General features: G+C 59.6%; 11 protein-coding genes. 4 read left to right on the top strand and 7 right to left on the bottom strand.

Annotated features, from left to right (window positions below):
• The 5 genes from B5G37_RS11640 to B5G37_RS11620 all read right to left on the bottom strand — a co-directional run.
• On the bottom strand, positions 1-405 hold a 405-nt coding region (locus B5G37_RS11640; protein WP_143482938.1), incomplete at its 3' end, for a GNAT family N-acetyltransferase.
• Positions 398-1,315: a phosphatidylglycerol lysyltransferase domain-containing protein gene (locus B5G37_RS11635; RefSeq protein ID WP_087257705.1), complete on the bottom strand. Its 918-nt coding sequence runs from the start codon at positions 1,313-1,315 to the stop codon at positions 398-400. The genes B5G37_RS11640 and B5G37_RS11635, both read right to left, overlap by 8 nt.
• Before the next feature lie 168 nt (positions 1,316-1,483).
• Positions 1,484-3,040, bottom strand: coding sequence for a ribonuclease Y (gene rny / locus B5G37_RS11630; protein WP_087257702.1), 1,557 nt, complete (start codon positions 3,038-3,040; stop codon positions 1,484-1,486).
• 488 nt (positions 3,041-3,528) lie between these two features.
• Positions 3,529-5,337 (bottom strand): translation elongation factor 4, encoded by a 1,809-nt coding sequence (lepA, locus tag B5G37_RS11625; protein ID WP_087257699.1) that lies wholly within the window; start codon positions 5,335-5,337, stop codon positions 3,529-3,531.
• A gap of 59 nt (positions 5,338-5,396) precedes the next feature.
• Positions 5,397-6,101: a helix-turn-helix transcriptional regulator gene (locus tag B5G37_RS11620; protein WP_242962878.1), complete on the bottom strand. Its 705-nt coding sequence runs from the start codon at positions 6,099-6,101 to the stop codon at positions 5,397-5,399.
• A gap of 339 nt (positions 6,102-6,440) precedes the next feature.
• Between B5G37_RS11620 and pta the strand changes: the two genes are divergently transcribed.
• Complete coding sequence (gene pta / locus B5G37_RS11615) at positions 6,441-7,415, top strand: phosphate acetyltransferase (protein ID WP_087257695.1); 975 nt, start codon at positions 6,441-6,443, stop codon at positions 7,413-7,415.
• Positions 7,416-7,681: 266 nt separating this feature from the next.
• On the opposite strand, the gene B5G37_RS11610 is transcribed toward pta, so the two are convergent.
• Together B5G37_RS11610 and rpsT are read right to left on the bottom strand one after the other, a co-directional pair.
• The gene (locus tag B5G37_RS11610; RefSeq protein ID WP_087257709.1) at positions 7,682-8,713 is read right to left on the bottom strand and encodes an aminotransferase class I/II-fold pyridoxal phosphate-dependent enzyme; all 1,032 of its coding nucleotides are present in this window, start codon (positions 8,711-8,713) and stop codon (positions 7,682-7,684) included.
• Positions 8,714-8,803: 90 nt separating this feature from the next.
• Positions 8,804-9,067, bottom strand: a complete 264-nt coding sequence (gene rpsT, locus B5G37_RS11605; RefSeq protein ID WP_087232901.1) for a 30S ribosomal protein S20 — start codon at positions 9,065-9,067, stop codon at positions 8,804-8,806.
• Between the two features lie 186 nt (positions 9,068-9,253).
• On the opposite strand from rpsT, the gene gpr reads away from it, so the two are divergent.
• The 3 genes from gpr (at position 9,254) to B5G37_RS11590 (ending at position 11,581) form a co-directional block, all read left to right on the top strand.
• Positions 9,254-10,108, top strand: a complete 855-nt coding sequence (gpr, locus tag B5G37_RS11600) for a GPR endopeptidase (RefSeq protein ID WP_087257693.1) — start codon at positions 9,254-9,256, stop codon at positions 10,106-10,108.
• 82 nt (positions 10,109-10,190) lie between these two features.
• The gene (locus B5G37_RS11595; RefSeq protein ID WP_087257690.1) at positions 10,191-11,039 is read left to right on the top strand and encodes a YihY/virulence factor BrkB family protein; all 849 of its coding nucleotides are present in this window, start codon (positions 10,191-10,193) and stop codon (positions 11,037-11,039) included.
• Positions 11,040-11,098: 59 nt separating this feature from the next.
• Entirely contained in the window at positions 11,099-11,581 is a 483-nt protein-coding gene (locus B5G37_RS11590; protein ID WP_087257687.1) for a hypothetical protein, read from the top strand.
• Positions 11,582-11,602 lie beyond the last annotated feature (21 nt).

Below are 11,602 nucleotides of genomic sequence, written 5' to 3'. Positions count from 1 at the left end.
GCGCAGGTGATAAAAGGCGGGGGTAAACCCGTTTTTGGCGAAAAATTGGAACAGGGAGGGCTGGGCGGGGACGGTGCACACAAAGTCCAGCCCCTGCTGGGCCGTCCACTGGGCGGCGTAGTGGATGAGCTGGGCGGCATAGCCCTTGCCCCGGGTGTCTGGATTTGTGGCCAGGGCGTAGAGGTAGGTGCCCCGGCAGGGGGTGTACCCCGGCAGGGCCAGGGACACGGGGGTGAGCACCAGCATGCTCTCCACCCGGCCCTCCTCCACCAGCACCAGAGGCCCCTGGGGGGCGCATTGGTCATAAAAGACCTCCTGAGCTTGGGGGGTATCCCCAAACACCGTCTGCCACAGCTGGTGGGTCTGGCTGCGCTCTTGAGGAAGGGCTTGTCTGCACTCAGCCATGGAAAGCCTCCCGCACGGTGTACTTCTCCAGCAGCAACTCAGGATAATAGGACAGCTTGGCCTTCCGCAGGCCCTCAATACCCAGATCGTCCTCTCGGTTGAGCCACTTCACTTCCGGGTGACGCTCCCGCACCATCCGGGCCATCTCCCGGGCAATGGTGGGATAGGAACCCTGAATGTCCGCAAAGGCCTTTTCAAAGTGGACGTTGAAGCACTCAGGGGTGGTGAGGCTGCCCAGGGAGAAGGCCACGGGGCGGCCACCGGCGGTAATGACGCCGCCCTCCATCTCCAGCTCGTCCATGTGGTACAGAGCCTCGATGATGGCCACGGTCTCCGCGCTAAGGCTCTTGTCCTCATTGGCATCCTTAAGGTTGGCCCACTGCTTTTCCATGTCCAGGCACAGGTGCATGTTTTCCTTGGTAATGGGGTGGAACATCCAGTCCGGGTTGTTGTCGTCAAACCGACGGATGTGGTTGCGCTTCTGGTGCAGCTTCTTGCCGGGCAGATCCGCCATTTTATTCACGTCGTACAGGTAGTCGAAGCTGTCCCGATCCTCCTCAAAGGTAAAACGGCCGGGGAACTGGGCCTCCAGCTGCTCTTTCTGGTCGGGGGTGACGCACACCATCACCAGGGGGACCCCCAGAGACTTTGCGTTTTCTTCCATTACCTGCAGGGCAGGCTCCAGAGGGCCTGTCCCAGGGGGGAAGAGGAAGCTCTCCCCCTGTCCGCCCAGCAGGCGCACCACCACCCGGTCACCCACCCGGCAATACTCCTGGGGGTAGGCGCCGCTCCACAGATACATGCTGTTGAAGTTGAATTGACAGCCCATGCTGCCGGTTTTCTGGAACAGGGGGGCCGCCCACTGGCGGTCTTCCAATTTGGGTGCCACAAATTTACATTCGCAACTCATACAAAAAATACCTCATTCGTCCGCTTTCCGGCGGAGATTTTTACTTATTTTATATCATAGCACATTTCTAGGAAAAACGCAAGGGGACGTGCTCCGGTAGGGGGCATTTTGGGTGGGCAACATGGACGAAAAAACCCGCCGCAGAATCCTCTGCGGCGGGTGGGGATGTTATTTTGCGTACTCGATGGCCTTGGTCTCACGAATGAGATTGACCTTGATCTGTCCGGGATACTCCAACTCGTCCTCGATCTTCTTGGCGATGTCACGGGCGAGAATGACCATCTCGTCCTCGGAGACCTCCTCGGGCTTGATCATGATGCGCACTTCCCGGCCGGCCTGGATGGCGTAAGCCTTCTCCACTCCATGGAAGGAGGAGGACAGCTCTTCCAGTTTTTCCAGACGCTTGATGTAGTATTCCACATTCTCCTTGCGGGCGCCGGGACGGGCGGCGGAAATGGCGTCGGCAGCCTGCACCAGACAGGCCACAATGGTCTTGGCCTCCACGTCGCCGTGGTGGGCCTCGATGGCGTGAATGACGGCCTCGCTCTCCTTATACTTGCGGGCCAACTCCACACCGATCTGCACGTGGGAGCCCTCCACCTCGTGGTCAATGGACTTGCCCAGGTCGTGGAGCAAGCCGGCGCGCTTGGCCTGGTTGACGTCGGCGCCGATCTCGGCGGCCAGCAGACCAGCCAGCAGAGCCACTTCGATGGAGTGGTTGAGCACGTTCTGGCCGTAGCTGGTGCGGTAGCGCTGGCGGCCCAGCAGCTTCACCAGCTCGGGGGACAGGCCGTGGACGTTGGTCTCGAACACGGCGCGCTCGCCTTCGGCCTTGATGGTGGCGTCCACCTCGCGCTTGGCCTTCTCCACCATCTCCTCGATGCGAGTGGGGTGAATACGGCCGTCCAGAATCAGCTTCTCCAGGGCCAGACGGGCAATTTCCCGGCGCACCGGGTCAAAGCAGGACACGGTGATGGCCTCGGGGGTATCGTCGATGATGAGATCCACCCCGGTCATGGTCTCCAGGGTACGGATGTTGCGGCCCTCGCGGCCAATGATACGGCCCTTCATCTCGTCGTTGGGCAGAGGCACCACAGACACGGTGGCCTCGGCCACGTGGTCGGCGGCGCAGCGCTGGATGGCCAGGGCGATCTGCTCCCGGGCGTAGGTGTCTGCCTCCTCCTTGAAGTGGGCCTGAATCTCCTTGATCTTCAGGGCCTCCTCGTGGGTGACTTCCTCCTCCAGCTGCTCGATGAGGTAACGCTTGGCCTCCTCGCAGGTCAGGCCGGAAATGTGCTCCAAGAGTTCGGTCTGGCGCTCCTTGATGGAGTCCAGCTCCTCTTTCTCCCGGTCCATCTCCGCGCTGCGGGCGGACAGTACGTCCTCTTTTCGCTCCAGATTCTCCATCTTGCGGTCCAGGTTCTCCTCCTTCTGGTTCAGGCGGTTTTCCTGACGCTGGAGCTCGTTGCGGCGGTCTTTGACTTCCTGCTCGAATTCATTGCGGGCCTTGAGAATCTCCTCTTTGGCCTCCACGGTGGCCTCACGCTTCTTGCTCTCGGCACTTTTGATGGCCTCGTTGATGAGACGACGGGCCTCCTCTTCCGCAGAGCCGATTTCACGCTCTGCCACGGCCTTGCGGCGGTTGTAGCCCACGGCCACACCCACGATCACACCCACGGCCAGAGCGATGAGTCCTACAATAATGGCAATAACAATGTCGTTCATGAATGTTCCCACACCTCCTTAGTTGAAAGATTTTTTGTGTTTTAAAGCCAAAATAAGACGCGATGCACCCCATCGGGGCACACCGCGATAACTGAAAAACCGCCCACCCAATTTGGGCGCAGTATTTGAGTGTCATATAGCTTGCCAACATGTGATATATGAAAGCACCCGGTGGGACAGGGTGCGACAAGGCTCAAACAGGCGATGACCCGCCCGGTTTTCCAAAATTATCTCTTGTTATTCTATCCGGAACTGTGCAATCTGTCAAGAGTTATTCTGTCGCTTCCTGGTGGACAGTTCCCTGGATGCAGAGGGGGTAGGGCACTTTCGGGGCCCCACCATGTGAGGCCCCGAAAGGAAGAAACGATATTTTTTATTCCTCGTCCAGCTTGAGGACGGCCACTGTAGCGTGAAGAATCTGTGCCAGTGGCACAGATTTAGCGGAAGCTCCGGCGGCTATGCCGCCGGAGGGGAACCATCGTGGACCCTTATTCCTCATCCAACTTGAGTACTGCCATAAACGCCTCCGAGGGCATTTGGACCGTACCAAGGCTTCTCATCTTCTTCTTACCTTCCTTCTGCTTCTCCAGCAGCTTCTTCTTACGGGTGATGTCGCCGCCGTAGCACTTGGCCAGCACGTCCTTGCGCAGGGCCTTGATGGTCTCACGGGCGATGACCTTGCCGCCGATGGCGGCCTGGATGGGAATCTCGAACATCTGGCGGGGGATGTTTTCCTTGAGCTTCTCGCAGATGCGTCTGGCCCGCTTATAGGCCTTCTCCCGGTGGGCAATGAAGGACAGAGCGTCCACCTGGTCGCCGTTTAAGAGCAGGTCCACCTTCACCAGGTCGGAGGGGCGATAGTCTGCCAGCTCGTAGTCCAGAGAGGCGTAACCCTTGGTACGGGCCTTCAAGGTGTCGAAAAAGTCGTAGATGATCTCGTTGAGGGGCATGAGATAGTGGATTTCCACCAGGTTGGTGTCCAGATACTGCATGTCCTTGTACTCACCCCGGCGGTCCTGGCACAGGGGCATGATGTTACCCACGTAGTCGGGAGGCGCAATGATGGACACGTTGACATAGGGCTCCCGGGCCTCGGAAATGGTGCCGGGGTTTGGATAGTTGTGGGGATTGTCCACTCGCACCACGGTGCCGTCGGTTTTGGTGACCTCGTAGATGACGGAGGGCAGGGTGGTGATGAGGTCCAGGTCAAACTCACGCTCCAGACGCTCCTGGATGATCTCCATGTGCAGCATACCCAGGAAGCCGCAGCGGAAACCAAAGCCCAGGGCGATAGAGGATTCCGGCTCAAAGGACAACGAGGCGTCGTTGAGCTGCAACTTCTCCAGAGCGTCCCGCAGGTCGGGATACTTGGAGCCGTCCTCGGTGTACACGCCGCAGTACACCATGGGCTGCACCGGGCGGTATCCGGGCAGGGCCTCGGCCGTGGGGCGGCTCACCTCGGTGATGGTGTCGCCCACCCGGGTGTCCTGGACGTTTTTGATGGAGGCGGTGAAGTAGCCTACCTCACCGGCAGACAGCTCCTTGGCGGGCTCCATGCCCAAGGGACGCAGATAGCCACACTCCAGCACCGTGTGCTGGGAGCCGGAAGCCATGAGCTTGACCTGCATGCCGGGGCGCATGGTGCCCTCCATGATACGGAAATACACAATAACGCCCACATAGGGGTCGTACTGGCTGTCGAAGATGAGGGCCTTCAGAGGGGCCTTGGGGTCGCCGGTGGGGGCGGGGACATTGTGGACAATGTCCTCCAGCACGGACTGGATGTTCAGCCCCATTTTGGCGGAAATCTCCGGGGCATCCATGGCGGGCAGGCCGATGATGTCCTCAATCTCGTGCTTGACCCGCTGGGGATCGGCGGCGGGCAGGTCGATTTTGTTGAGCACCGGGCGAATTTCCAGGTCGTGGTCCAGGGCCAGATAGGTGTTGGCCAGGGTCTGGGCCTCCACGCCCTGGGCGGCGTCCACCACCAGTACTGCGCCTTCACAGGCGGCCAGAGAGCGGGACACTTCGTAGTTGAAGTCCACGTGGCCCGGGGTGTCAATGAGGTTCAGGCAGTAGGTCTCGCCGTTTTCGGCGGTGTAGTCCATGCGCACGGCCCGGGCCTTGATGGTGATGCCGCGTTCCCGCTCCAGATCCATGTTGTCCAGCAGCTGGGACTCCATCTGACGCTGCTCCACCGCGCCGCAAATCTCGATCATGCGGTCGGAAAGGGTGGATTTGCCGTGGTCAATGTGGGCGATGATGGAAAAATTGCGAATGTGGTCTTGCTTGGTCATAGTTATATCGACTCCTCCCTGGGATCACGCCGCCCCTGGGGCGGCAGGTGGTTTTTGAATTATTTTACCCGGTCTCTATGGCTGTTCATGGCCCCGTTGAGCCGCTCTCCACAGGCGTGGATGATTTGCAGCAACGACTGATAGGTGCCGGGGTAGGCCTCCATCATCTGGTCATGGGACATATCGGGGAACTTGCGCTTGCTCTTGCACTGGGACAGAGCCTCCAGATAGTCCGCCTCGTTGAGAATGAGATCCACCCGAGGCAGCCCCGCCATAAACTGATCCTTGGGCACGGAAAAGAAACTGTCTGCGTTTTCCATGCCCGCCCGACGCAGGTGACGGAAGAGGATATACACGGTGGTGGACAGGTAGTTGGTGGCCGCTCGGATGGCCTGCTTGCTGTCCAGCTTGCCCAGCAGGTCAAAGAGCACCCCCACCGAGTTGACCACCAGCTTTTTGGACAGAGTGGCCATCACCGAGCCTTTGAGCATATGATCCCGCTGCTGGGAGGCGTCAAATAGGGTGTCCACATTCAAAATGGTGGTGCCGTCCCGGCTCAGGGTACGACCCAGCAGAAAATCTGCGGACACATTGTAAAAATCACAGGCTTTGACCACAAAGGCCAATCCCGGCTCGCGCACTCCATTTTCGTAATGGGACAGCAGAGCCTGAGAAATGCCTAAAGCCCCGGCGGCCTGCCGCTGGGAGATTCCCTTTTCTTGACGCAATAAGGACAAAGAACGTGCAAAATCGGCGTGGATCATGTCATACCCTCTCTTTTGGTTATCCAATCACATTGTGTATAGTATACCGAAACGATTACAGTATGTAAATAATGTGTTCCCACGGAAGGTGAAAAATTGCTGAGAGCATTTTTGTGATTTTCCACCATATGGACCTTGGCAGGGGGGTGGATTTCCTGAAACTGGTTTGCAAAAGCTAATTGAGAATTTTTTAACAAAGTTTACTGCTGATTTAGCGTGAAAACCCTTAAATTCCTTGACATTTCTTTTTCCAGACCCTTGCAATCTGGGTGGGATGGTGCTACATTATTAGGCGACATAACTTGTGTTACTTTTTTAATTATGGAGGGAATCCATCTCATGTTTGGAAAACTGATTGAAAAGCTGAAAGCGAATCCTAAGACCATCGTGTTCACCGAGGGCACCGACGCCCGCATTCTGGAGGCTTCTGCCCGTCTGCTGTCCTCCACCTTCCTCAAGCCCATTCTGATTGGCAACCAGGAAGAGGTGCAGGCTGCCGCCGAGAAGACCGGTTTTAACATCAACGGTGCCATTATCATGGACCCTGCCAAGTACGACAAGATGGAGGAAATGGTGGCTGCCATGGTGGAGCTGCGCAAGGGTAAGATGACCCCCGAGCAGTGCCGGGAGCTGCTGCTCCAGGGCAACTACTTCGGCACCATGCTGGTGAAGATGGGCGTGGCTGACTGCCTGCTGGGCGGCGCCACTTACTCCACCGCCGACACCGTGCGTCCCGCTCTGCAGCTGATTAAGACCAAGCCTGGCAACAAGATTGTTTCCTCTTGCTTTATCATGGTGCGTGCTGCCGCCACCGGCTCCAACGAGGTGCTGGCCATGGGCGACTGCGCCATCAACATTGATCCCACCGAGGATGATCTGGTGGAGATCGCCCGGGAGTGCGCCCACTGCGCCCGCGTGTTCGGCATCGACCCCAAGGTGGCTCTGCTGAGCTACTCCACCAAGGGTTCCGGCAAGGGCCCCGACGTGGACAAGATGCGCAACGCCACCCAGAAGCTGCTGGCCACCAACCCCGACTTTGCCGTGGATGGCGAGCTGCAGTTTGACGCCGCCGTGTCTCCCGCTGTGGGCGGCCTGAAGTGCCCCGACTCCCCCGTGGCTGGCTACGCCAACACCTTCATCTTCCCCGACATCAACGCCGGCAACATCGGCTACAAGATGGTGCAGCGCCTTGGGAATTTCGACGCGTACGGCCCCATTCTGCTGGGTCTGAACGCCCCCATCAACGACCTGTCCCGTGGCTGCAACGCCATGGAGGTCTACTCCATGGCCATTATTACCGCCGCTCTGGCCTAACCCAGATACATAAAAATCCCCTTGGTGCACGTCACCAAGGGGATTTTTTAGCGTGTCGAAAAAGTTCGACACGCTTCTCGAAAATGCCAGCATTTTCTCGAGGGGATGCAGCCCGCTGCGCGCATCCTTGGGTCAAAGGGCGACCCAAGGCCACACTGGCGGGCTGAGAAGTGTTTTTTTCGATGCACATGTCCCCGGAAAAAACAGATTTCAATTTATTTCCCCGCCTTTGGGCGGGGAAACTCTGCCGAGGGCTTTTGGTTTTTTTACAGCTCATCCAAATCCGCCACCAGCTGCGCCACCTGCGCATCGGTGGTGCACCAGCTGGTGCAAAAGCGCACGGCGGTGTGGCTCTCGTCCACCTTCTCCCAGAAGGAATAGGCGTGTTTGCCCGCCAAACGCTCCAAATGAGAGTCGGGAAGGATGGGGAAGAGCTGGTTGGTGGGGGAGTCGTAGCGTATTTGGTAGCCCTTGGCCTGGAAGGCCTGGGACAGCTTGCGGGCCTGCTCCACGCCGTTTTCGCCCAGACGGAAGTACAGGCCGTCCTCCAGCAGCGTCTCAAACTGCACCCCCAGCAGGCGGCCCTTGGCCAACATGCCGCCTCGCTGCTTGATGAGGTAGCGGAAGTCCCGGGCCAGGGTGGGGTTGGAGATCACCACCGCCTCCCCGAACAGAGCCCCCACCTTGGTGCCGCCTAGGTAGAACACGTCGCACAGCTCATAGAGCAGGGGGAGGGTGACGCTGGGCTCAGCGGCCAGACCGTAGGCCAGCCGAGCCCCGTCTACAAACAGGGGCAGGCCATACTCCCGGCACACCTGGGAGATGGCGGTGAGCTCCTGGGCGGTGTACACCGTGCCCTGCTCGGTGGGGTGGGAGATGTACACCATGCCAGGCAGTACCATATGCTCGTGGGTGGCGTCTTGTCCGTGGGCTTCCACCGCTTGGCGCACCTGCTGGGCGGTGATTTTCCCGTCCTGGGAGGGGAGGGGGAGCACTTTGTGGCCGGTGGACTCAATGGCCCCGGTCTCGTGGCAGTTGATGTGCCCGGTGTGGGCGCACAGAACGCCCTGATGGGGGCGCAGAGCGGCGGCGATGACGGTGGTGTTGGTCTGGGTGCCACCCACCAAAAACTCCACGGTAGCCTGGGGGGCCTGGCACAGGTCCCGGATCAGACTGCGGGCCCGGTCACAGTGGGCGTCCACCCCATAGCCGGGGGTCTGCTCCATGTTGGTGCGGGTCAGGGCCTCCAAAAGCCGGGGGTGGCACCCCTCGGCATAGTCACATTCCCAACGAATCACGGAAAACACTCCTTTGGCAGAAAAAATAAAAGCCGTCTGCATGGCAGACGGCTTTTCGTGCTTTGGCTTTAGCGATCAGACACCACTTGCTCAGGCCAGCTTGTTGAGCTTCACAGTCATGGCGCTCTTCTTGTGAGCGGCATTGTTCTTGTGCAGCAGACCCTTGGCAGCAGCCTGATCCACGGCCTTAACGGCCACCTTATAAGCGGCATCGGCCTCGCTGCGGTTGCCTTCGGCCACCGCGGCCTCAAACTTCTTCAGGTCGGTCTTCAGCGCGGACTTCTGAGCCTTGTTCTGAGCCGCCTTGGTAGCATTCACCAGAACACGCTTTTTGGCAGACTTGATATTGGGCAAACCAAACACCTCCTCCGATGTGATTTCTTGTTTTTGCGCAGTTTCCCGTCGCAGATATGTATTCTAGCATGAAACTTCAAAAAAAGCAACACTTAATTTGCTATTTGTATAAAAATTTTTTCCGGGGCAAAAAATAGGGAGACATTTTCCTATTTTACACAACATGTAGTGGAAGGAGAGCGGGGTATGAGGAGCATTCGCACGGATTTGGCCCAGGAGGCCCACCAGTTGCACGGAGAGGTGGATGGGGTGGACAGCCGGGAGATGACCTGTGAGGGGTATGAGGCCCACGTGGTGCAGGTGCGCACCGCCCAGGCGGCCCAAACCCTGGGCAAGCCGGTGGGCACCTACGTGACCGTGGAGCTGGACGGGCTGCTGCGCCGGGAGGAGGATGGATTTTCCCGGGCGGTGGAGGCGGTGGCGGGGCTTTTGACCCCCATGCTGCCGGGAAAGGGGCTGGCCCTGGTGGTGGGGCTGGGCAACCGGGCCATGACCCCCGACGTGGTGGGGCCCAAGGCGGTGGATTTCACCCTGGTAACCCGGCATCTGGTGGAGGCCCTGCCCCAGTTTTCCCACCTGCGTCCAGTGGCGGCGCTGGTCCCCGGCGTGCTGGGTACCACGGGGATGGAGAGCGGGGCGGTGGTGGAGGCCCTGGTGGAACGGCTCCACCCCGCCTGCGTGCTGGCCATTGATGCATTGGCCGCCCGGTCGGTGGAGCGGCTGTGCCGCACGGTGCAGCTCTCCGATACTGGCATTGTCCCCGGCTCCGGGGTGGGCAACCACCGCCAAGGGCTGAACCGGGAGACCCTGGGGGTGCCGGTAGTGAGCCTGGGGGTGCCCACGGTGGTGGACGGGGCTACCCTCATCCAGGACTTGTTGGGGGAGCATACCCCGGCAGATGTGCCGGGGCGGGACCTGTTTGTCACTCCACGGGAGGTGGACAGCCGGGTGGCAGATCTGTCCCGGGTGCTGGGTTACGCCGTGAGCCGCGCGCTGAACCCCTCTTTGCGTGTGGAAGAGCTGACCATGCTGGTAGAATGAGGGACAAACTTCCCGTTGTCCTGCCTCTTTTCCTCTGGTATACTGGGGAGTAGTTTTTGTTTGCATAAGGAGGTGGCCTGCCATGAAACGGCTGCTGGAACGGTTTTTGCGCCTGCCCCCGGTGGCGTTTGTCTCCGACGTGGTGGGGCTGTACTTCTCCTGCCGAGTGAGCCGGGCGGCGGCGGAGCTGGCCTACTTTCTGGTGCTCACCTTTTTCCCCATCCTCATCTGCATCTCCGCCTTTGTCTCCAAGCTGAATTTGGAGATGAGTGCCCTGCTGGAAGAGGCCAGCTATGTGCTGCCCCAAGAGGTATTGGTGATTTTCCGGGACTATTTGGGCTATATTGACACCCATCAGTCGGATGCCATGCTGGTGGCGGGTCTGGTGATGTCGGCGCTGTTTGCTTCGGCAGCCGTGCGGGGGCTGATGAACATCATGCACGAGATCTATGGCCGGGCCACCTTCTTGGGGGTGCGCCAGCTGGTGGCCAGTTTTGTGTTTTCCATTTTGCTGCTGGTTACCATCTATCTGTCCATCACCGTGGTGGTCACTGGCAACTGGTTTTTCCGCATGGTGGGGCAGCTGCTGCGGCTGGAGGACCTGGTGGCTCAGGTGGACACCTGGCAGTGGTCCAAGTACCTGCTGCTCATCGCCCTGGTGTTTTTGTTCATCCTGCTTTTGTACCGGTTTGCCGCGCCTTTGAGCCATCCCCGGCCGCCGGTGATCCCCGGAGCGCTGTTGGCAGCGGTGGCGCTGACCATCGCCTCCATGATCTTCTCCACCTTTATGGAACATTCCACCCGGTACTCCCTGGTATACGGGTCGCTGACCTCGGTGATCATCCTGCTGGTGTGGCTGTACCTGTGCGGCAACATCCTCATTGTGGGCGGGCTGGTCAACTACGCCATTTACCAGAGAATCCACGAATAGCTGCATACTTTTTCGCCACCTGGCCATGCTAATGGCACGAAATCAGGGAGGTGGCGCACATGTGGCAGGTGGGGGTGTGGGAGCCGGAGGGGAGTTTGAGCCCCATACTGGCCCAACGGACCCAGGGGTTGCCCTGTTTCATCCGGGCCTGTTCTGCCCGCTGTCCCCACTGGAGCGTGGAGTTGGATGTGCTGGTGGTGGCCCCCCACGCGCCCTGCCCGTTGTGTCTGCCCCCCTGCGCCCATGTCCTGGTGCCGGGGAATGTGCCTGCGCCCCAGTTTGCCCTGCCTCCGGCTGCGGTGGTCAGCTATGGCTGCGCCAGCCGGGACACCCTCACCCTGTCCAGCCTGAGCCACACCCGGGCCTCGGTGGCGGTGCAGCGGGAATTTCCCCGTCTGGGGGGCGGGATGGTGGAGCGGCAGGAGCTGGTGCTGCCCTACACCGGCCCCGACCCCATGGCCTTTCTGGCCCAGGTGGGCACGGCGCTGCTGCTGGGGCTGGAGCCGGGGGATTCCGGGCTTTACGTCCCCGAAACGATGTGATATAATTTTCTCCATCAGATT

Origin of the sequence: Pseudoflavonifractor sp. An85 (assembly GCF_002161235.1) — a bacterium.
Classification (GTDB): Bacteria; Bacillota; Clostridia; order Oscillospirales; family Oscillospiraceae; genus Enterenecus.
Note: the sequence above shows the minus strand (reverse complement) of the source record. Positions and strands in the feature narration are given on the sequence as shown.